Below are 19,918 nucleotides of genomic sequence, written 5' to 3'. Positions count from 1 at the left end.
GCGAGTCATCCCCTCAAGACAGCCGGCCCCGCCGGACACCCATGCGCAAACCCCATGCATTCTTCGGCTGGACAGTCCTGTACGCCACCTTCGTGCTGGCGATCTTCGGCTGGGGCGTCGGCTTCTACGGCCCGCCCGTCTTCCTGCACGCCGTGGCGCAGCGCACCGGCTGGGGAGTCGCGCTGGTGTCCGGCGCCGTCACCCTGCACTTCCTGTGCGGAACGCTCGTGGTGGCCAACCTGCCCCGCCTGTACGGGCGGTTCGGCGTGCCCGCGGTAACGCTGAGCGGCGCCGTGCTGCTCGCGCTGGGCGCGAACGGCTGGGCCCGGGCCGCGGAGCCCTGGCAACTCTATGCCGCCGCGCTGTTCTCCGGCATGGGATGGGTGGCCCTGGGCGCCGCGGCGGTCAACGCCCTGATCTCGCCCTGGTTCGTCCGGCGCCGGCCCGCCGCGCTGGGCATGGCCTACAACGGCGCCAGCGTCGGCGGCATCGTGTTCTCGCCCCTGTGGGTCTACCTCATCGGCGAGGCGGGCTTCGCGCAGGCCGCCTTGTGGGTGGGAATCGCGATGGTGGGCGTGATCGCGGCGCTGTCGCTCAAGGTATTCGCCGTCACGCCGCAACAGGTCGGACAGGCCCCCGACGGCGCGGCGCCGGAAGCCCGGGCCGCCGCGCCGGCGCCCTCGCCGCCGCCCGTGCCCGATCTCTGGCGCGACCGGTCCTTCCTGACCCTGGCCGCGGGCATGGCGCTGGGGCTGTTCGCGCAAATCGGACTGATCGCGCACCTGCTGTCGCTGCTGGCACCCTTGCTGGGCGCGCAGACGGCAGGCCTGGCGATGGGCCTGGCCACGGCCAGCGCCATCGCGGGGCGCACGCTGGTGGGATGGCTGATGCCGGCCGGCGCCGACCGGCGCAAGGTGGCCTGCCTGGCCTATGGCATCCAGATCTGCGGTTCGCTCGTCCTGATGCTGGCGGCCGAACATGCGTGGGCCGTGTGGCTGGGCGTGCTGCTGTTCGGTTCGGGCATCGGCAACGCGACCTCGCTGCCGCCGCTGATCGCCCAGACCGAATTCGCGCGGGACGACGCCCAGCGCGTCGTGCCGCTGATCGTCGCCCTGTCGCAAGGCGCCTATGCGTTCGCGCCCGCCCTGTTCGGCATCCTGCGAGCACTGTCGGAACGTGCCGGACATCCGCTGCTCTGGTTCCTTGCAGCCGCGGCCTGCCTGCAGGCGGCCGCGATCGCGAGCTTCGCGCTGGGACGCGTCACTCCAGCCCGCCCCGGCGCGCGACCAGCCCGGCCATGACGGCATCGCCCTGCTCGTTCGCCAGGCCTTCCGCCACCCCCCGCCGATCGGCGGCCGTGCGGTTCTGGCTGACCTTCCATTTGCCTTCGATGCGCGAAAGACGGATTTCCACGCCGACGATCGCCCGCATCTGGGCCGCGATGAAATCCGCCGGCGCGTCGTCCACGCGCCAAGGCTGCGCGCGCGCCTTTTCCTGGCTGTCGGTCAGCGCGTCGAGCTGCGCCCGCAGCCACGCCGGATCGTCCTGGACCGCGGGCACGCCCCAGGCATGCACGGCCACGAAATTCCACGTCGGCACCACCTTGTGCGTCTCCGCCTTGGTCGGATACCAGGAAGGCGAAACGTAGGCCTGCGGCCCATGGAACACGACCAGGCATTCCCGCCCCGACGCCAGTTCGGCCAGTTGCGGATTGGCGCGCGCCACGTGCAGGCGCAGCACGCCGCAAGGCCCTTCGGGATAGAGCAGACAGGGAATGTGATTCGCCATCAGCCCGCCCTGCCCGGCGGTCGTGAGCACGCCCAGGGGGTGGGCGCGGATGAAATCGTGCTGGACATCGAGGGAATCTTCGCGAAAGGCGGACGGCAGGTACATGGCGGAATCGGCGGTGGCTGAAAACTCCCAACATACCGCCGCCGTGGCTCCATTGCCAGGGCCAACGAAAATTCTTTTCATGGTGCCACCCGCGGCGCGGCCATCAGTCTTGCCGGCAGTACCAACCTGCCCAAGGCGCAGAACTATTCCACGTCCCTGGGCGAAAGCCAGAGCCAGCCCAGCCAGGATCCTGGATGGAGCGCCGGCCGGATCTGGGTACGCCCCGGCCCGACGATCTGGACTTCCGGGACGACCCGGCCATGCGCGAGCGCGTGCCGGCCTATATGAACGAAGCGCTGCGGCGCGAGTTCGCGCAGTCCGGCTATCGATTGCTGACCGATCCCGCGCCGCGCGATGCGCCTGCGCGCAGCGAGGCCGCGCTGCGCGACGCCAACACCGATGAACTGCCGATCGCGTCGATGAGCACCGTGACGGGCAGCAATCTGCCGCGGGAACAATCGCGAGCGGATCCGGGTCGAAGCCATCGCGTTTTTCCATCCGATATCACGAAGTAATGAATATTGACGTCAACCCTCACTTACCCATGGCCACGGCTAATGCTACTGTTCCGCCTGTGCAAGGAGTACATGCAATGGATCAGAAGACCAAGCCCTGGGCTTTTCCCAAGCCCCACCCGGAAAATACCCCTCGGGGCGAACGCAACAAGCAGGAGTTCGACGCTCCCGCCCAAGACAGGAAACCCGCGCCCAAGCCGCGCGGCAAGAAAGAGACGCCGGCCGCCAGCCGGGCTCGCTCATGACTCTGGCCGCATGGGCACGCGCCGCCGCCGCGGCGGCGCTGTCCGCGCTTTCCCTGGCCGCCTCGGCGGCGCCCGACGTCCAGACGGGCGACCTCGTGTTCCAGCAATCCCGGTCGGCGCAAAGCCTGGCCATCCAGCAGGCCACGCATTCGCCGTATAGCCACATGGGCATGATCGTGGTGCGCCAGGGACGCCCCTACGTGCTGGAGGCCGCTGCCCAGGTCGGCTACACGCCGCTCGCCCAATGGGCGGCGCAAGGCGAACGCGGACACTATGTGGTCAAGCGCCTGCGCGACGCGGCCCGGCTGGCGCCGCCGGCGCGCGAACGGCTCGCCGCGGCCGGCGCCGCATTCGTGGGCAAGCCGTACGATCTGCTGTTTGCGTGGTCGGACGAGAAAATCTACTGCTCGGAGCTGGTCTGGAAGATCTACCAGCGCGCGCTGGGCGTGGAGATCGGGGCGCTCGCCCCGCTCAAGCAGTTCGATCTCAGCGCTCCGGCCGTGCGCGCCAAAATGCAGGAACGCTATGGCTCGGACGTGCCCTGGGAGGAACCCATCATCTCACCCGCCGCCATGTTCGACTCGGCGCTGCTGCTGACGATAGACGAACGCTAGCCGCGGCACGCCTCGATATACACTGGCATTTTGCCCCTCGGGGAAAATGATCCATGCGTCCCGGCATCAGTGTCATCACTCTAGGCGTCGACGATCTGGGCGCCGCCCTGCGCTTTTATCGCGACGGCCTGGGCCTGCCCACCGCCGGCATCATCGGACAGGAGTTCGAGCACGGCGCGGTAGTGTTCATCGATATGCAGCCCGGCCTGCGGCTGGCCCTGTGGCCGCGCGCCAGCATCGCCCACGACACCGGCCTGCCCCTGGGCGCGGCCTCGCCGACCAATCTGACGCTGGGCCACAACGTCGGCTCCCGCGCGGAAGTGGACCGCGTCATGGCCAGGGCCGAGACCGCCGGCGCCCGCATCCTCAAGCCCGCGCATGACACCTTCTGGGGCGGCTACGCCGGCTACTTCCAGGACCCGGACGGCCACGTATGGGAAGCCGTCTGGAATCCGGCATGGCAGGCCGACGCCGGGACATGATGGGGCCGGCGCCTTGATGCCGGAGCGCTGCCGACCCTACGCGTAATCCCCTAGCCATGGCTTGCAGGACACCCGTTATCCTCGCGAGCGTGTGTGTCCCGGAAGGCCTGCATGAACCCTCGTCTCGATCTCTACACCTTGCAGGTATTCCTGGCGGTGCTGGAAGAAGGCAGCATCACGGCTGCCGCGACGCGCGAGCACATCGCGCCGTCCGCCCTGTCCAAGCGCCTGTCCGAACTCGAGCGCGTACTGGACGTGCCGCTGTTCCAGCGGCACGCGCGCGGCGTGGAGCCCACCAGCGCCGCGCGCGCACTGGCTCGGCGCGCGCGCACCCTGCTGCACCAGACGCAGGACCTGGCGGATGAAATCCGCGACTACTCGGCCGGCTTGCGCGGGCGCGTGCGCGTGGCGGCCAATCTGTCGTCGATCGCCCAGTTCCTGCCCATGGAACTGCGCCGCTTCCTGCTGCGGCATCCCAACGTACAGATCGACCTGGAAGAATCGGTCAGCGCCGGCGTCACGCGCGCGGTGGCCGACAACGCGGCCGACATCGGCGTCTACACGCAGTCCGACGACGAGAACGGACTCGACATCTTCCCCTACCACCGCGACGTCATGGCCTTGGTGGCGCCCGCCGGGCACCCTCTCTCGCGCCGCGAACACGTGGCGTTCGCCGACACCCTGGACTACGACCACGTCGGCATGCACCGGGGCAGCGCGGCGAACTACCTCTTCACGCGCGAGGCCGCCTCCATGAACCGCACGCTGCGGCTGCGCTTCCAGGTCACGTCCTACGACGCGCTGGTGTCCATGGTGCGCGCCGACCTCGGAATCGGGATCGTTCCCGCGAAGGCCCTGTCCGTATACGCCTGCGACGAACTCTGCATCGTCCCGCTGACCGATGCCTGGGCGCGCCGGCAGTTGAAATTGTGCGTGCGCAGCAATGAATCGCTGTCCGGCGCCGCCCGTCTCTTGCTTGATCACCTGATCGCCGAAGCCGCAACGCAGCATTGACCGCGGGGGTTTTCCCGACGCCGCCGCCCGCGGCCCGAGGCATCGCATTTCGCGATACCCCGCCGAAGATTCGCGAATTGTCCCGCCTGGACCGATCGCTGAAGATAGTGACCGACAACGCCGTCCCGGACACCGCCGCGCAAGCCCTTGCGGGCGCAGGAACCGGGCACCAGGAGACAAGCGCCGTGAGCCTTCCAGACCGGGTTGAAATCGTGGAAGTCGGCATGCGCGACGGACTGCAGATCGAGTCCGAATTCGTGCCCACCGACACCAAAGCCGAGATACTGAACGCACTGATCGACGCGGGCGTCAGGCACTTCGAAGCGACTTCCTTCGTCTCGCCGCGCGCGGTGCCGCAGATGCGCGACGCCGAGGAAGTCCTGGAGAAAGTGCGCAAGCGCCCCGGCGTGGTGCTGGGCGCGCTGGCGCCGAACCGCAAGGGCGTCGACAATGCGCTGCGGTCGAAGGCGGACGAAATCGTCGTCTTCCTGTCCGCCACCGAAAGCCACAACACCAAGAACCTGAACCGCCCCGTCGAGCAGTCGCTGCGCGATATCGAGGAAATCGCGGAACGGTTGAAGGACCACCCGATAAAGCGCAAGGGCGCCATCGCCGTCGCCTTCGGCTGCCCGTTCGAGGGCGACGTGGACCTGGAGCGCATCAGGACCATCTTCGCCCACTTCGCGCGCCTGGGCTTCGACGCGGTCACGCTGGGCGACACCACCGGCATGGCCACGCCCCGGCTGGTGCGCCGCACGGTCGAGGCGCTGCGGGCCGACCATCCCGACGTAAAGATATCGCTGCACTTCCACAACACGCGCGGCATCGGCCTGGTGAACGTGGTCGAGGGCCTGCGCGCGGGCGTCACGTCCTACGAGTCATCCCTGGCGGGCCTGGGCGGCTGTCCGTTCGCGCCGGGCGCCACGGGCAACATCTGCACCGAGGACCTCGTCTATCTGCTCGATGAAATGGGCGTGGACAGCGGCATCGACCTGCGCGCGCTGATCAAGGTGGCGCAGCGGCTGGAGCAAGTGATCGGCCGGAACCTGCCGGGCCAGTTGATGAAGGCCGGCCCGCGGCTGCATCTGCACGACTATGGCGGCGCCGTCGGCGCGGTCGGTTGAGGAGGCCCGAATGGACAACCCTCCGAATCCTGAAATCGCGCGGCTTCCCCTGAGCGCAGTGCGCGAAGCCGGCGTCAACCTGAACCGGCCGGAATGCGTGCTGAGCACCGCGGCCGGCGACCTGTACGTATCGGACAAGGCCGGCGGCATCCGCCACATCCAGCCCGGCGGCAGCGCCCGCCTGATCGGCGCCCAGGCCGGCCTGATCCCCAACGGCTTCGCGCTGCTGCGCGACGGTTCGTTCGCCATCGCGAACCTGGCCGACGACGGCGGCGTCTGGCGCGTGCAGCGCGACGGCTCGGCCGCCCCCCACATCATGGAGATCGACGGCGTCGCGCTGCCCGGCGTCAACTTCGTCTGGCTGGACGACCGTGAAAGGCTGTGGATCTGCGTGAGCACGGTGCGCAAGGGCGACCACCAGTTCCGCCGCGACATCGCCGACGGCTTCATCGCCGTGCACGATGGCCGCGGCACGCGCATCGTGGCGCAGGACGTGCACTGGACCAACGAATGCCGCATGGATCCCACCGGCACTTACCTGTACGTCAACGAAACCTTCGGCCGGCGGCTGCTGCGCTTCCGCGTAGCCCCGAACGGCGATCTCGGCGAGCGGACGGTGATCACCGAATTCGGCAAGGGCACCTATCCCGACGGCATGGCGGTCGACGAAGCGGGCCACATATGGGTGATCAGCGTGGTATCCAACCGGGTGATACGCGTCAGCCCCCAGGGCGACCAGCAACTGGTGCTCGAAGACGGCGACCCCGCCCACATCGACAGGCTGGAAGCCGAATACCTGGCCAACCGGCTGAGCCGCCCGATGGTCTACGACAACCACAGCAAGAAGCTGCAGAACATCACCAGCATCGCGTTCGGCGGGCACGACCGCAAGACGGCCTTCATGGGCTGCATCAACGGAACCAGCCTTGCCGTGTTCGATTCGCCCGTGGCCGGCCTCAAGCCCGTGCACTGGAACTGGTAGCCCGCGGCCGCCTCGGCCGCACCATCCGCCGTCCACAAAAAAGAACGGCGGATCCACATAACCGGACAGGACAACATTCCGGGGGAGACATCATGAACAGGAAGCTATCGCCGTTTCTGGCCCGTGGCGCGGCCGTCATGCTGGCGCTGTCGGCCGTCGCCGCGGGCACGTTCCTGCCCGCCCGGGACGCGCAGGCGCGCGAGATGAAGATCGCGACCATCGCCGCCTCCAACAGCCCATGGGACCACGCCATGCGCGCCTTCGCCGACGAGGCCGCGAAGCAGTCCGGCAACGATCTGCAGGTCCACGTCTACACGGACGGGCAACTGGGCGACATCAGCAAGATCCTGTCCTCCATGCAACTGGGCACGCTGGACATGGGCTACTTCGGCCTGGGCTCCGTCGTGTTCCTGCGCGGCGCGCAGCCCCTGAACATCCTGTATGCGCCCTATCTGTTCAAGAGCGGCGAGGAGGCCGAGCGCATCATCAACAGCGATGAGTTCGCCAAGATCTTCGACGACGTGGCCAAGAAGTCCGGCGTGCGCGTGTTCGCGGCGTTCGGCATCCGCTCTCCCCGCGCGCTGCAGACCGTGTCGCGCCCGATCAACAAGCCCGAGGACGTCAAGGGACTGAAGCTGCGCGTTCCCTCCATTCCCATCCTGAAAAGCACGTTCGAGAAGCTGGGCGCGCAGGTGGTGCCCTTGGGCATGACCGAAATCTACACGGCGCTGGGCCGCGGCATGATAGACGGCCAGGACAACGGATTCGACCTGTCCATACCGTTGCGCTTCCACGAAGAGGCCAAGTTCTGGGCCGCCACCGATCATGCGTACGAACTGACGGGCTGGTTCATCTCCGAACGCGTCTGGCAGGGGCTGGACGACAAACAGCGCCAGGCGCTGGTCGACGCGGCCAAGGCCGGGGGCAAGGTCGCCACCCGGCTGGACAAGGAACTGGACGACAACGCGGTCAAGCTCCTGAAGGATGCCGGCGTGACCTATACGCAGCCCGACAAGGCCGCGTTCAGGGCGGCCCTCTCCACCGTCTACCAGCAGTACGAGGGCAAGGACTGGCCCGCGGGCATGGTGGAACGCATCCAGAAGATGCAAGAGTAGGCCATGAGCGCCCCTATGCCGGCCACGGCCAGGACCGCAGCGCAGGCGCCCGAGGGATCGCCCTGGCGCGCGCGGGTCCTACGCGCCGACCGCATCGTCTGCTGGATAGGCCGGCTGGGCGTCGCGCTCACGCTGGCCGTGGTGCTGGTCTTCTGCTTCGCGCAGGTACTGGACCGCTACCTGCTGAAGACGCAGTTCGACGCCTGGGACCAGATCGCGCGCATCGGCATGCTGTGGTGCGCCTTCCTGGGCGCGGCGATGGCCTTGCGTGAACGCCGCAACGTGGTGATAGACCTCATCGACAGCCATTTGCCGGAGCGCGCGCGGCGCGTTCGCGACCGACTGTTCGACGCCATCCTGCTGGCGCTGGCCGCGACCCTCTTCTACAAGGGCCTGGACGTGGTCGAGGTGGGGCACTTTCAGGACATCGTCGGCACGCCCTTCACCTACGCCGTGAGCTATGCCGCGCTGACCGCGGGCATGGCGTTCTTCACGCTGTTCCTGGCCTTGCGCCTGCTGATCCCGAACGCGCCGGTTCCGCGCGACGCCTTCGCGCGCGGCGAAGAAGAGAACGATATGCCGGGGACGCACCCATGATCCTATTCTCGGTGGTCCTGTTCATCGTCCTGATCCTGTTGGGATTGGACATCGGCTTCGCGATGATCACCGCTGCCATGATCGGCATGCTGTTCAAGGGCGGCGGCGGCGTGGACATCGTGCAGGCGCCGCTGTCGATGCTGGGCGGCATCGACGAGACGGCCCTGGTCGCGATCCCGCTCTTCATCCTGGCCGGCGAACTGATGAACCGGGGCGGCGTCACGCTGCGGCTCATCAACTGGTCCATGGCCATGGTCGGCCATATGCGCGGCAGCCTGTCGCAGGTGTCCCTGACCACCAACCTCGTCATGGCGGGCATCAGCGGCTCCGCCGTGGCGGACGCGAGCGCCATCGGCACCGCGATGATCCCCTCGATGAAGAGCGAAGGCTACCGCCGCGGCTACCCCGAGGCGGTCATCGCCTGCGGCGCCATGCTGGGCCCCATCCTGCCCCCCTCGATCCCGATGATCGTCTACGCGGTGCTGGCCAACCTGTCCATCATCCGCCTGTTCCTGGCCGGCATCATCCCCGGCTTCATGCTGCTGGCCGGCTACATGGCCATCTGCGCCTGGCAGGCGCGCCGCCACGGCTACAAGTCGCGCCCGCGGGCCAGTTGGCCCGAGCGGGCGAAAGTGACGCGCGCGTCCATCTGGGCGCTGCTGATGCCCGTGCTGATCATCGTAGGCATACGCTTCGGCCTCCTGACCGACACCGAGGCCGCCGCCTTCGTGGCCGTCTATGCGCTGCTGGTGGGCCTGGCCGTCTACCGCGAACTGAAGCTGGGCGAACTGGGCTCGGCCTTCTATGCGGCCGGGCGCACCATGGCCGTCGTCCTGTTCCTCCTGGCCGCCGCCGGCCCGTTCAGTTGGCTGATCAGCGAATCGCGCATCGCGGCCACCATCGCCAAGAGCATATTGAGCATTTCCGAGGAGCACTGGGTCGTGCTGCTGACGGTGAACGTGTTCCTCATCCTGGTCGGAAAAATCCTGGAACCGCTGCCGGCCATGATCATCACCCTGCCGGCGCTGCTGCCGATCGGCGCGCAACTGGGCCTGGACCCCATCCAGTACGCCATGATCCTGATCCTGAACCTGATGACGGGCATGCTGACGCCGCCGGTCGGGATCCTGCTGTTCGTGACCTCCGCCGTGGGCCGCACCCCGATCGGCCCCATCGTGCGCGAGATCATTCCTTTCTTCATCTGGTCGCTGATCGTGCTCGCGCTGATCTGCGCCTTTCCCCCCCTGACCCTGTGGCTGCCCGGCCTGGGCGGCTGATACTGCACAGACAAACGATATGCCCCTTTCCGGAATCCGCGTCCTGGACCTGACCCGCATCATCTCGGGACCGTACTGCACCTCCATCCTGGCCGACATGGGCGCCGAAGTCATCAAGATCGAAACGCCTGGAGAAGGCGACCCGGTCCGCCACCAGGGCGTGATCAAGAACGGCTTGAGCTGGTATTTCGCGAACTACAACCGCAACAAGAGATCGGTCACGCTGGACCTGTACAGCCAGGAAGGCAAGGACATCCTGCGCCGGCTGATACCGAAATGCGACGTCGTGATCGAGAACTACCGCCCCGGCATCATGGACAAAATGGGGTTCGGCGATGACGCCCTGAAGGCGCTGCGTCCGGACATCATCCATTGCAGCATCAATGGATTCGGCACGTCCGGCCCGTATCGCGACCGGCCCGCTTTCGATTTCATCGCCCAGGCCATGAGCGGGTTCATGAGCCTGAACGGCGGCGAAAGCGATCCGCCCATGCGCGCGGGCCCGCCCATCAGCGACCTGGTCGCCGGGATGAACGGCGCGCTGGGCGTGCTGGCCGCGCTGTTGCGCCGCGAACGCACCGGCCGCGGGGATTCCATCAGCGTCAGCCTGATGTCCAGCATGATAGGGCTGCTCAGTTTCCAGGCGGCCAACTACTTCGCCAGCGGCGAGCTTCCGCCGCGCACCGGCAACGACCACGGCATCGTCGCGCCCTACGGGCTGTTCGAAACGGCGGACGGCCAGGTCGCGATCGCGCCGTCCAACGACGCCATGTACGAGAAGTTCCTGGACGCGCTGGAACTTCAGTCCCTGCGCTCGCATCCGGACTTCCAGGCCAATGCCGACCGCATGCTGAACCGCGAATCGATCAAGGCCGCCATCGAGGCCCGCACCTGCCAGGAAAGCAGCCGCTATTGGATAGAACGCCTCAACCGGTACGGCGTGCCCTGCGGACAGGTGCTGAACCTGCGGGACGTCTTCGACGATCCGCAGGTGGCCGACCAGGAAATGGCCATCGACGTCCCGCATCCCGATGGGCAGCAGGTGCGCATGCTGGGGTTTCCGATCAAGTTCGCGGAATCGCCCTGCCTGGCCCGCGCGCCCGCGCCGTCCCTGGGCGCGGACACCGAGGACGTGCTTCGGGAACTGGGCCTGCCGGAATCCCGGATACAGGAGTTGCGCGCGAAAGGCGCCGTCTAGGGGCGCCCGCCGCCTCTGGCCCCGGCGCCGCCGCGCGATCAGCAGTACGCGTCAAGAATCTGTCCGCAGTCAACGACGTCCGGCAACCATGACCGGACGCGCCCCGCAAAATAATGGAGACTACAACCATGATGCTACGTGCCTTGATGTTCTCGGCCTGCGCGCTTGCCGCCTGCGCCCCCGCCTCCGCCGCGGACCCGTACCCCAACCAACCCATACGCGTCATCGTGCCGTTCACGCCGGGCGGCGGCACCGACTTCCTGTCGCGCACCGTGGCCGCCAAGCTATCGGACTCGGTCAAGTGGAACGTCGTCGCGGAGAACCGGCCGGGCGCCGGCGGCACCATCGGCATCGGCACCGCCGCCCGCGCCAAGCCGGACGGCTACGAGATCGTCATGGGCCAGGTCGACAACCTGGCGGTGGCCCCGTCGCTCTATGGCAAGCTGTCCTACGACCCGATCAAGGACTTCGAACCCATCGGCATCGTCGGCGAAGCCCCGCTGGTCGTCGTCGCGGGCAAGAACGGCCCCTACAAATCGCTCAAAGACCTCATCGACGCCGCCAAGAAGGCGCCCGGCACGATCAACTACGGTTCCCCCGGAGCCGGCACCATCACCCATCTGGCCGCCGAACTGCTGCAACTGCAGGCCGGCATCAAGCTGGTCCACGTGCCCTACAAGGGCTCGGGTCCGGCGATGGCCGATCTGCTGGGCGGCCAGGTGCCCGTCATCTTCACGTCCATTCCGTCGGCCGCTCCCCAGATCAAGGCAGGCAGCGCCGTGCCGCTGGCGGTGACGTCGCTCAAGCGCAGCCCCGCCATGCCCGACGTGCCCACCGTCGCGGAACTGGGATACCCCGACTTCGACGTGCGCGTCTGGTACGGGCTGCTCGCGCCCGCCAAAACGCCCCAACCCATCATCCAGACCCTGAACAAGGAATTGAACAATATCCTGGCGCTGAAAGACGTGCAGGACGCCCTGGCGGCCCAGGGCGCCACCGCCATGCCGACGACGCCCGCGCAGTTCGCGCAGACGATCGCGGCGGACCATAAGAAGTGGCGCTCGGTCATCCAGGCCGCCAACGTGAAGCTCGAATAGGCCTCCCTCCTAATCTTGCGTGAAAACGCCGTAGGCCAGACGCATGCATCGCCTCGTGCGTATGCACGAGGCTCCCTGGGAAGCCCGCCGCAAACCCGCTGTTAATGCGGGATTGCGGCATTGACAGCACCAGACCCAGTTGTGACGATGACCCCGGCGCCACAGGTTTCAACGTGGCGCGAGTACGGGAGGTTCATCATGTCGATATCGTGTAGACGATTGGAGGATGTGATCGCGGTCTCCGCAGCGGGAGTCCAGTATCGAATCGAGCGACATCTCGTTCAACAACCCACGGCAGATCCGAACGTGGACGCATTCGCTGTCTTGACCTGCCGCCTTTCCACGGGCGGCGCCGTGATCAGGGAGGGTAACGGCGTATACCGGCTCGAGTCAGGGGAAATACTCCGGGCAGTCGACCGGCGCAGGAAGCGAAACAAGCACGAAGGGTAGAAGCAAGAGCCCGCTGGCGAAAGCAGCGGGCTTTTTGATGGAAGCACGGCGCGCCTAGCGGCCGGCGCCGCGGCGAAGCCGCTCGACCTCGGCCAGGTTCAGGCGCTTCGCTTCCTCTTCGGCATAGTCCCGCTCCCCGGACTCGTAGGCCCCTTCATAAAGGCATTTGCTGCGGTTGAGCTGGCACTCGGCGCTGACCTTCGAAGCGCTGCTGGAAGTCTGCCGCTCCGGCTTGCCCAGGCCGATCGAGGAACATCCGGAAACCAGTGCGGCCAGGCACAGCGCGGCGCCAAAGCGGCCCAACGATTGAATCGACATTTGCCCTACCCCTGCGAAAAAGCTGTAGCTGTCTTTATAGCAAGCGTGTGGGGCTGCCCCAAACAAACAAACAATTAATGACAATCAATCTTATTTAAAAAAACACCAGGAAAAGCAGAGACGATTGAAGGAAATCAATAGCGTCCCGTTACGTTTGCAGTAAGCCAGATGTGTCTAAAATGTTGCAATGAAGAAAATAGCATCCGCCGTTATAGTCCTCGCCGTCCTCGCCGTTATTCTGATCACCGGTTGGCGTCTTACTCCCAGTTGGGAGGTTGAACTCAGCAAAGCCGATCCGCTTGCATACTGTCCATCGGTCGACACGCCATGGCTGATGCAGCCAGTCAAACTGTCCGACCGGCTCGAAAGCAATCAGGTAGTCGTGCAGCGTTCCGAATTGAGAACCAAATGCGACCAACGCGCATGGCTCAATGCGCTGACGGCCAAAGTGACTGCTTCGGCGGAAACCGAGACCGAGCGCCTGGAACTGTGGGCCGGTTACCTGCAGAACGCTTTCTTCCATTCCATGACGGCGCCAGTGGACAACCGCGGCCAGGCCGTCTACAGCCCGCTCTGGGCGCTCGTCAACCGGGGAGTCCATTGCGGCCAAACGGCACGGGTATTTGTCGATGGAATGATTTCCATGGGCATGCGCGCCCGGTTGATCCAGTTGAACGGGCACGTCGCCGCCGAAGGCTACGCCGATGGAAAATGGCATTACATCGATACTGACGTATTGGAAAATGCCGAGCACGTCCGAACCCAGGACGGAACGATCGCGTCCGTGCGGGAAATCGAAGCCGATCCGACTCTTCTGTCGGACTTGATAAGCCCGTACGTATCGTTTATTCCCCCTTTCAATAAGCCGGAATCGGACTGGAGGTATGAGTCCGTATTTGTGCCGATGATGGACCCCAGCGCCAAACTCCAGACCCCATTCGCGTATAAGAAAACGGCCACGAACAAGCAGGAAAAAGGGGTTTACTTCGGCTGGAATTACTACGTCGCCTGTACCCTGGACGACCCGGAGTGCTACAACTGACGGGTCGACGCTTGCTCCAGGATTCACGAAGCCGGCCGCTATCCCGCCGCCGCCCACTCCTCTATCCAGGGAGCGGCATTGAGCCGTCGGCATCCGGCTCGGCCTCGATCAGAAACTTGCCCGCCCTACTCCCATCCGGGCGCCGGTCACCATTTCGGTCACCCAATTGACCAGGATCGAGGTATAGGCGCGCTGGGCGGGCTTTTCGCTCAGCGCGTGGTCGGCCCCATCGATGATCCGATGCGTCAACGAATGGGACCGCCGGAAGGCGGAGCGGTAGCTCATGATCGTGGAGTGCGGGATATAAATGTCGTGCTCGGCCTCCACCAGCAGCACGTCGCCCGAAAACTCGGTGCACGCCTTGAGCGCGCGGTTCTCTTCCGGCGGCACATAGGCGCTGCGGTAGGCTCGCAACGTGTCGCGATTGAGCTGGTTCTTCGGCAGCAGCCATTCATCGTCGCGGTACAGCGCCGGAACATGCAGCGCCAGCCAACGCACGCGCCGCAAGGCGCACAGCAAGGCCGCCAGATAACCGCCGTAGCTGCTGCCCACTACCGCGATCGAGCCTGAATCCAGCGAAGGGTGAGTGGCCAGGCGATCGTAGGCGGCGACGACATCGCGCAGGTTGTCTTCGCGGGTCACCTGGCGCTGCCGGGCCTGCGTGGCGGCATGCCCGCGCAGATCGAACGTCAGGCATACGCAACCCAGCGCGGCGATACCTTTGGCGCGGGACAGGTCGAATTCCTGGCTGCCGCCCCAGCCATGGATGAACAGCACGCCCGGCACCTTGTCTTCCGGGGTGAGAAAAGTGGCGTCCAGCGCCACGCCGTCGACGTCCAGCGCGATCGGATTGCTATGCGCGGCCATTGCCCTGCTCCAGAATGCCGCCGGACTTGCTGATCGGGCCGACGGCCGTGTCCATTCCATGGAACACCAGACGCTGGACAATCGGAGCCGGTTCATCCGCGCCGTATCGCTCCTTCGTCTCGGCGCGCACCTCTTTCAGCGCGGGCGACAGCGCGAAGGCCTGCATCGCGGCAAGCTCGGCGATGCTCGCGCCGCCTGCGCGCCAGGATTGCTCCAACACGCCGGCGCGGGGGCCGCCGTCCGCGCCGCGCCCGAACGCCACGTCGTAGTTGCGCCGCGACGCGAGCAGCTCCGGATAAGCGGCGGACACTGCCGAGTCGTAGCGGCATGCCATATCGACCGCAAGCCGCTCCCTTTCGCCCAGTTGCAGCGCGCGCAGCGCATCGAAGCCGCCGCGCGCCACACGCAGTTCCGATCCCCCATAGACCTGGTTGCCGCCATTGTCCTCGGTGAGCGTCTGGGTGCCGACGTAGGCCACCTCCATCTTTCCCACCCGCGCCCAGCCGACGCTGTAGGTCTCCACCGCTTCCAGGTCTTCCTCCAGCACCAGGCCAAGCTGGTTCATCGCCTGGCGAGATTGCGCCGCCACCGCGGCACGAAGCGCATCCGGATCGCCTACCACCACCTGCCCCCGCCCGGCCGTGGCATCCGCCGGTTTCAAGCGCAGGGGCCCGCGCTTCAATAACCGTTCGCCCGCCGTCAGCGCGTCCTCGGGGCTGAATGCCGTATAGCCCGTCAGCACGACATCGCGCAGCATGTCCGGCAACGACTGGGCCCACGCTGGGGGAGACTGTGCGTGCGGCCCCACCAGGCCGTGGCTGATCGACTTCGTCGCCACGAAGGCTTGCGGAACCACGCCGCCATAGAGGTCGGCCGCCCGCTTGATTCCAAGAATGGCTGCGCGCGCCGAGCCGACGATGCTGCGGTCGGGCACGTAATAGGGTGTCGGTTCGCCGCGATGGCGGCTGGGACGGTATCCGGGCACGTAGCGCCTGCCCAGCAGCGCGGCCAGGCGTAACGCCAGCGCGTCCTGGGAGGCGATTTCATGTTCGGATGCGGTCGCCCGCCGGGGATAGGCGGCCACGATGCCCGCGGAGGCTGTCGGTGTGGGGGTCATGGCCACCCGCTCAGCAAGGCGCATGCCCGGCGCCTAGGGGCGGGGGAATAAATGTATGTACAGAAATTTCTTGCCGCCCTCACTTAATGTACATACAATAACTGCATGGACATCACATTCGACCCCGCCAGAGATCTGAGCAACCAGCGCAAGCATGGCGTTTCGCTGGCCGATGCCGAAGAGTTCGAATGGGATGACGCCCTGGTGCGCGAAGACATGCGCCGTGAATACGGCGAACGTCGCGTGATCGCCCTGGGCTACATCGATGTGCGCCTGTGCTGCGTGGTGTACGTGGACCGCAACAACGAACGGCGCATCATCAGCCTGCGCAAGGCAAATTCGAGTGAGGTGAACCTTTATGCCGAAGCTTAAGCCGGGGACGATGGTCCCCACCCCGGAAGAAGACGACACCATCGACCGCGGCATCGCCGCCGATCCGGACACCTATGAGCTGGGTTCCGCCGACCTGAAGCAGATGAAGAAGATCGGACGCCCGAAGGCCGAAGTCACGAAAGAGCGCATCACCATCCGGCTGTCGCCGGATGTGCTGGAACGCTTCCGTGCCACCGGCACCGGCTGGCAGACGCGGGTCGATGCCGCCTTGCGGGACTGGCTGAAAACGCACGCGCCCCGCTGATGGCCGCGGGGGCAGGGAACGGTCCGCGTTCATGCCCCTTGCAGATGGCCATGGGCGCCGCAGCCCGGCATGCGGGCAATTGGAAAATTCCTGCCGCACAAAAGAAAACAGCCGCTTTAAGCGGCTGATTTCCAAGGTGTTTTGGGGTGGCTGATGGGGCTCGAACCCACGACAACCGGAATCACAAGGCGGTGCCATAAAGTGAAATTCCAGTTATCTTTCAATCACTTGAAAAATATTCATTAGAACGAAACCTGCAAATCAACCACGTATTCATGCGGGTTTCCAGGCCACCATTCTAACGCTGGCCCCTCGCGGCCACGCCGCAATTCTGCACCTCGAATCGGCCCGGGTCCGATATTTCACGCACTTTGCACGCAGGCCCATTCGGCCCTGTAAAGTGCCTGCATGAAACCCTGGCCCTACGATCAATACTTCACAGTCGCGGAATTCGCCGCCCTGCCGATTGCCCAGCAGCGGCAGATCGCGCTGATCGTCCGCGCGCTGATCTACTACCTCGAGCGCGAGCCGGACGCCGTGACCGATCCGCACTGACCCTATACTGGCCCTTCGGACCGGAGGGCATCATGTGCAGCCACTACACCGCGCTCAAGAAGCAAGAGCAGCTCGAACGGTACTTCCGCGCGCGCGGGATTCCGCTCCCGCCCAAGTCGGATATGTGGCCGCGCTACCAGGGCCCGTTCGTCCGCCGCCCGCCAGAGCATGACGCCGGCGACGAAGCCGTGCCGGAGCGGGAGGTGGTCGTGGGCCGCTGGGGGCTGATCAGCGCCATGACGAAGGCGGACAGCCTGGACAAGGCCGGAAAGCTCTCGACCTTCAACGCCCGCAGCGAGACGGCCGGCAAGTCCTTCACCTTCGGCAATGCCTGGCGCCGCGGGCAGCATTGCATAATCCCGGCCGAAGCCATCTTCGAACCTGACTGGCGGTCGGGCGCCGCGGTGGCTACCCGGTTCACCCGAGCGGACGGCGCGCCGCTGGGCATCGCCGGCCTCTGGGATCGCTACCGAGACGCCGCCGGACAGTGGCAGGAGAGCTACACCATGCTCACTATCAACGCCGACAATGACCCGCTGTTCAAGCACTACCACCAAGCCAGCAAGGAAAAGCGAATGGTCGTGATCCTGCCCGACGGCGCCTACGGCGACTGGTTGACCGCGCCTGCCGCCGACACCCGTGATTTCCTGCTGCCCTACCCGGCCGACAAGCTGGTGGCGGAATCGCAGCCCAAGGACGTCTAGCCCAGCTTCTGCCGGTACAGATCCTGCGCCGCGGTCAGCGAGGCGCGCATGCCGTAGATCGTGCCGGCGTCGCCGCGGCTGAACCACAACTCGTATTGCCACATGCCGTCGACGAACACCCGGCAGATGGTCCAGCCCGGCGGGCCCTGCCAGTAGTATTCGTCGCGCTGCGTCCATTCCACTTCGGCCATCATCTGTCCCCTGTCGGCCAAAATCGGGGCCGAATTGCATCACATTGAAGGTGAAATATACTGTGTTTTTATACAGTATATAAGTTCAATGTTGGACCTCAAATGCGCTGTGCAGCGCACACACCACCGCGGGGAACGCCGCCGCGACAATGACCCCGGCCGGATCGAAACCGGGACGGTCCGCATGTATTCGATCATGCATCCGGAGCTGAAGCGGTATGTCTCCGTGATGACGATGAAGCCGCTCCACGGGTACGACACTGGGCCAAAAGTGGCAATCCCTGACCTTTTGGAGCCCGAACTGCTGACGTTTGGCTCTGATCGCGGGATGATGATCTGCGGCTTCGAAGAAATAGACGGCCAGCGCTACTATCAAGGGTGGTGGATGCAGTGGGTAGCAGAAAAAGATTGACGTCTTTCCTGTTGACTATATAATTTAGTCAAGCAACGGAGAGCACAATGAAGCTGTTTCACACCAGCCCCAACGAAATCAGCACGATCACCAGCGCCGGCCGCTTCGGGTCGTTTCTGTTTTTCTCCGCCCGCATCTACACGATGACAGCAGGCGAAGCTGTGGTGTACAGCCTGGAAATCGACGACGACAGCATCGTCGAAGCTGGCCGACTGTTCTATCACGAAGACGCGGCCAGGCTGCAACCGCTGGTCGACGAACTGGCGGCTCGCCTGGACATCGAGGAAGCCACGGCCGAAGCGCTGATCGAAGAATCCATGACGGCCCACGACCTAGCCGGCATCGACATGGAAGACGCTGGCGACCTGTCCTGGGACGTTCAGCATTTCACCGCCCGCGCCGCCGCCCTGCTGGGCTACCGTGGCGTCGCCGTTCGCGACGAGCAGGGAACGTCCTACCTGATCGACATGGCCGGCCGCGAAGCCGACCTGGTGCGCGTGTGACGCCGGCCGACTTTCAGGCCTGGCGCCAGCGCATGGGGTACACGCAGCGCGCTGCGGCTGAGGCCCTCGGCGTTTCCCTACCCACGCTGCAGGCCTGGGAGCGCGGTACTGCTTTCGCGACGGGCAAGCCCGTCGTGATCGACAAGCGCACCGCGCTGGCCTGTGCGGCCATCGCCGCCGGACTGCTCCCGCTGGGCGAACACTAGCGCGCGCGCAGCACCTCGTAAGCTCGCTCGCACGTCAGTCCCGCGATGCGGGCGCGGTCTGCAATTCCCGCAAGCTCTTCAGCTCGACGGCTAACCCTGCCGAGCATGTAGGCAAGCAGATCGACGGCGTCGGTCCCTGCTGGGCTTCCTTCGGCAGCGCCGGGATCTCGGGCGGCTGCGGCGTGAGCCAGCGCGTTGACGCGGGCGCGCAGCCTGTCATGCTCAGCACGCAGGCCAGCAGCATCAGCAGCCGCGGCAGCGGCTTGGTTCTGGGCATCATCACGGGCTTTCTCCATCGCGGCCGTTCGCCGCCTTCCTTCATCTCGGGCCGCCTCGATGGCGGTCATCGCGGCCTGGGCCTGGGCCTCATGTTCCTGCGCCCATGCGGTTTCGGCCCTGGCCAGCTTCGCGTCCCAGCGCCACCCCTGCGCGGTCCAGGCCGCGCCGCCCAGGATTAGGCCGCCGGCCAGCGCCACCGCCGCGTAGCCCTTCCACCCCATCAGCGCAGTCCAGATAGGCATAGCTCGCGCTCCTCCAGACGGCGGCTGTACAAGCCGCGCACAAACTTGCCGTCCGCATACGACCAGACAGGCTTTCCGTCAGGGCCGTGCGCAAGAGCGTTGCACCCCTCGGCTACACGCCCCGAATTGATCAGGCCCACAGCCCGACTCGCGCAAGTACTGGGCACCCCGAAGTTGTGAGAATGGCTGCTCAGCGCCTCGAATATCGGCTGGCTTATAGCTACGTCGATGCAATCCGCAAG

The 19,918-nt window shown here is 65.8% G+C and carries 28 protein-coding genes; 21 read left to right on the top strand and 7 right to left on the bottom strand.

Annotated elements, in window-relative coordinates; all coding sequences use genetic code 11:
* Window positions 1-41: 41 nt before the first annotated feature.
* A complete protein-coding gene (locus AVE30378_RS24780) occupies window positions 42-1,301 on the top strand; it encodes an MFS transporter (RefSeq protein WP_129244580.1) in 1,260 nt (419 codons plus the stop codon).
* On the opposite strand, the gene AVE30378_RS24775 is transcribed toward AVE30378_RS24780, so the two are convergent.
* Window positions 1,261-1,893: an FMN-binding negative transcriptional regulator gene (locus AVE30378_RS24775; protein WP_129244578.1), complete on the bottom strand. Its 633-nt coding sequence runs from the start codon at window positions 1,891-1,893 to the stop codon at window positions 1,261-1,263. The genes AVE30378_RS24780 and AVE30378_RS24775 overlap by 41 nt on opposite strands.
* A gap of 194 nt (window positions 1,894-2,087) precedes the next feature.
* Here AVE30378_RS24775 and AVE30378_RS24770 point away from each other — a divergent pair, with 194 nt between their 5' ends.
* The 12 genes from AVE30378_RS24770 (at window position 2,088) to AVE30378_RS24720 (ending at window position 12,153) form a co-directional block, all read left to right on the top strand.
* Complete coding sequence (locus AVE30378_RS24770; RefSeq protein ID WP_129244576.1) at window positions 2,088-2,408, top strand: DUF3313 family protein; 321 nt, start codon at window positions 2,088-2,090, stop codon at window positions 2,406-2,408.
* Between the two features lie 77 nt (window positions 2,409-2,485).
* On the top strand, window positions 2,486-2,653 hold the full coding sequence (locus tag AVE30378_RS32625; RefSeq protein WP_165360295.1) for a hypothetical protein: 168 nt from the start codon (window positions 2,486-2,488) through the stop codon (window positions 2,651-2,653).
* A complete protein-coding gene (locus AVE30378_RS24765) occupies window positions 2,650-3,267 on the top strand; it encodes a YiiX family permuted papain-like enzyme (protein WP_129244574.1) in 618 nt (205 codons plus the stop codon). The genes AVE30378_RS32625 and AVE30378_RS24765 overlap by 4 nt, the downstream gene beginning before the upstream one ends.
* Window positions 3,268-3,320: 53 nt before the next feature.
* Window positions 3,321-3,749: a VOC family protein gene (locus tag AVE30378_RS24760; RefSeq protein WP_129244571.1), complete on the top strand. Its 429-nt coding sequence runs from the start codon at window positions 3,321-3,323 to the stop codon at window positions 3,747-3,749.
* Between the two features lie 111 nt (window positions 3,750-3,860).
* A complete protein-coding gene (locus AVE30378_RS24755; RefSeq protein ID WP_129244569.1) occupies window positions 3,861-4,763 on the top strand; it encodes a LysR family transcriptional regulator in 903 nt (300 codons plus the stop codon).
* Between the two features lie 185 nt (window positions 4,764-4,948).
* Complete coding sequence (locus AVE30378_RS24750) at window positions 4,949-5,887, top strand: hydroxymethylglutaryl-CoA lyase (RefSeq protein WP_129244567.1); 939 nt, start codon at window positions 4,949-4,951, stop codon at window positions 5,885-5,887.
* Window positions 5,888-5,897: 10 nt separating this feature from the next.
* Window positions 5,898-6,869, top strand: a complete 972-nt coding sequence (locus AVE30378_RS24745; protein ID WP_165360294.1) for an SMP-30/gluconolactonase/LRE family protein — start codon at window positions 5,898-5,900, stop codon at window positions 6,867-6,869.
* A 92-nt stretch (window positions 6,870-6,961) separates the two neighbouring features.
* Complete coding sequence (locus AVE30378_RS24740; RefSeq protein WP_165360293.1) at window positions 6,962-7,984, top strand: TRAP transporter substrate-binding protein; 1,023 nt, start codon at window positions 6,962-6,964, stop codon at window positions 7,982-7,984.
* Between the two features lie 3 nt (window positions 7,985-7,987).
* Window positions 7,988-8,581, top strand: coding sequence for a TRAP transporter small permease (locus AVE30378_RS24735; RefSeq protein ID WP_129244561.1), 594 nt, complete (start codon window positions 7,988-7,990; stop codon window positions 8,579-8,581).
* Window positions 8,578-9,858 (top strand): TRAP transporter large permease, encoded by a 1,281-nt coding sequence (locus AVE30378_RS24730; protein WP_129244559.1) that lies wholly within the window; start codon window positions 8,578-8,580, stop codon window positions 9,856-9,858. Before AVE30378_RS24735 ends, AVE30378_RS24730 begins: the two co-directional genes overlap by 4 nt.
* A 19-nt stretch (window positions 9,859-9,877) precedes the next feature.
* The gene (locus AVE30378_RS24725; protein WP_129244557.1) at window positions 9,878-11,056 is read left to right on the top strand and encodes a CaiB/BaiF CoA transferase family protein; all 1,179 of its coding nucleotides are present in this window, start codon (window positions 9,878-9,880) and stop codon (window positions 11,054-11,056) included.
* 131 nt (window positions 11,057-11,187) lie between these two features.
* The gene (locus tag AVE30378_RS24720) at window positions 11,188-12,153 is read left to right on the top strand and encodes a Bug family tripartite tricarboxylate transporter substrate binding protein (RefSeq protein ID WP_208742435.1); all 966 of its coding nucleotides are present in this window, start codon (window positions 11,188-11,190) and stop codon (window positions 12,151-12,153) included.
* Window positions 12,154-12,657: 504 nt separating this feature from the next.
* Here the strand turns inward: AVE30378_RS24720 and AVE30378_RS24710 are convergent.
* Window positions 12,658-12,921, bottom strand: coding sequence for a hypothetical protein (locus tag AVE30378_RS24710; protein ID WP_129244553.1), 264 nt, complete (start codon window positions 12,919-12,921; stop codon window positions 12,658-12,660).
* Between the two features lie 187 nt (window positions 12,922-13,108).
* Between AVE30378_RS24710 and AVE30378_RS24705 the strand changes: the two genes are divergently transcribed.
* On the top strand, window positions 13,109-13,963 hold the full coding sequence (locus AVE30378_RS24705) for a transglutaminase-like domain-containing protein (protein WP_129244550.1): 855 nt from the start codon (window positions 13,109-13,111) through the stop codon (window positions 13,961-13,963).
* A 108-nt stretch (window positions 13,964-14,071) separates the two neighbouring features.
* Here the strand turns inward: AVE30378_RS24705 and AVE30378_RS24700 are convergent, their stop codons facing one another.
* Both AVE30378_RS24700 and AVE30378_RS24695 read right to left on the bottom strand, forming a co-directional pair.
* Complete coding sequence (locus AVE30378_RS24700) at window positions 14,072-14,830, bottom strand: alpha/beta hydrolase family protein (protein WP_129244548.1); 759 nt, start codon at window positions 14,828-14,830, stop codon at window positions 14,072-14,074.
* The gene (locus AVE30378_RS24695; RefSeq protein WP_244235137.1) at window positions 14,817-15,971 is read right to left on the bottom strand and encodes a DUF3182 family protein; all 1,155 of its coding nucleotides are present in this window, start codon (window positions 15,969-15,971) and stop codon (window positions 14,817-14,819) included. Before AVE30378_RS24695 ends, AVE30378_RS24700 begins: the two co-directional genes overlap by 14 nt.
* Window positions 15,972-16,052: 81 nt before the next feature.
* On the opposite strand from AVE30378_RS24695, the gene AVE30378_RS24690 reads away from it, so the two are divergent.
* The 4 genes from AVE30378_RS24690 to AVE30378_RS24680 all read left to right on the top strand — a co-directional run bounded on the left by AVE30378_RS24690 (window position 16,053) and on the right by AVE30378_RS24680 (window position 17,843).
* Window positions 16,053-16,319 (top strand): BrnT family toxin, encoded by a 267-nt coding sequence (locus tag AVE30378_RS24690; RefSeq protein WP_129244546.1) that lies wholly within the window; start codon window positions 16,053-16,055, stop codon window positions 16,317-16,319.
* Window positions 16,306-16,584 carry a BrnA antitoxin family protein gene (locus AVE30378_RS24685; RefSeq protein WP_129244543.1) on the top strand — a complete coding sequence of 93 codons (279 nt, stop codon included), beginning with the start codon at window positions 16,306-16,308 and terminating at the stop codon, window positions 16,582-16,584. The genes AVE30378_RS24690 and AVE30378_RS24685 overlap by 14 nt, the downstream gene beginning before the upstream one ends.
* A 408-nt stretch (window positions 16,585-16,992) precedes the next feature.
* Window positions 16,993-17,139, top strand: coding sequence for a hypothetical protein (locus AVE30378_RS32620; RefSeq protein ID WP_165360292.1), 147 nt, complete (start codon window positions 16,993-16,995; stop codon window positions 17,137-17,139).
* Between the two features lie 32 nt (window positions 17,140-17,171).
* Complete coding sequence (locus tag AVE30378_RS24680) at window positions 17,172-17,843, top strand: SOS response-associated peptidase (protein ID WP_129244541.1); 672 nt, start codon at window positions 17,172-17,174, stop codon at window positions 17,841-17,843.
* Here the strand turns inward: AVE30378_RS24680 and AVE30378_RS24675 are convergent.
* A complete protein-coding gene (locus AVE30378_RS24675; RefSeq protein WP_244235136.1) occupies window positions 17,840-18,037 on the bottom strand; it encodes a hypothetical protein in 198 nt (65 codons plus the stop codon). The two genes, AVE30378_RS24680 and AVE30378_RS24675, sit on opposite strands and share 4 nt — an antisense overlap.
* Window positions 18,038-18,122: 85 nt before the next feature.
* Here AVE30378_RS24675 and AVE30378_RS24670 point away from each other — a divergent pair, with 85 nt between their 5' ends.
* Genes AVE30378_RS24670 through AVE30378_RS24660 form a run of 3 tightly spaced genes read left to right on the top strand, consistent with a single transcriptional unit; the run spans window position 18,123 to window position 19,155 of the window.
* On the top strand, window positions 18,123-18,446 hold the full coding sequence (locus tag AVE30378_RS24670; RefSeq protein WP_129244539.1) for a hypothetical protein: 324 nt from the start codon (window positions 18,123-18,125) through the stop codon (window positions 18,444-18,446).
* A 47-nt stretch (window positions 18,447-18,493) separates the two neighbouring features.
* A complete protein-coding gene (locus AVE30378_RS24665) occupies window positions 18,494-18,949 on the top strand; it encodes an AcrIF11 family anti-CRISPR ADP-ribosyltransferase (RefSeq protein ID WP_129244537.1) in 456 nt (151 codons plus the stop codon).
* Window positions 18,946-19,155, top strand: a complete 210-nt coding sequence (locus AVE30378_RS24660) for a helix-turn-helix domain-containing protein (protein ID WP_129244535.1) — start codon at window positions 18,946-18,948, stop codon at window positions 19,153-19,155. Before AVE30378_RS24665 ends, AVE30378_RS24660 begins: the two co-directional genes overlap by 4 nt.
* Here AVE30378_RS24660 and AVE30378_RS24655 read toward each other — a convergent pair.
* Together AVE30378_RS24655 and AVE30378_RS32910 are read right to left on the bottom strand one after the other, a co-directional pair.
* The gene (locus tag AVE30378_RS24655; protein WP_244235135.1) at window positions 19,152-19,676 is read right to left on the bottom strand and encodes a DUF2514 family protein; all 525 of its coding nucleotides are present in this window, start codon (window positions 19,674-19,676) and stop codon (window positions 19,152-19,154) included. The genes AVE30378_RS24660 and AVE30378_RS24655 overlap by 4 nt on opposite strands.
* Window positions 19,655-19,918 (bottom strand): lysozyme (locus AVE30378_RS32910; RefSeq protein WP_165360291.1); only part of this gene is annotated, 264 nt, incomplete at its 5' end. The genes AVE30378_RS24655 and AVE30378_RS32910, both read right to left, overlap by 22 nt.

Source organism: Achromobacter veterisilvae, from assembly GCF_900496975.1.
Classification (GTDB): Bacteria; Pseudomonadota; Gammaproteobacteria; order Burkholderiales; family Burkholderiaceae_B; genus Achromobacter; species Achromobacter veterisilvae.
This window is presented reverse-complemented; position numbering and strand designations above follow the sequence as displayed.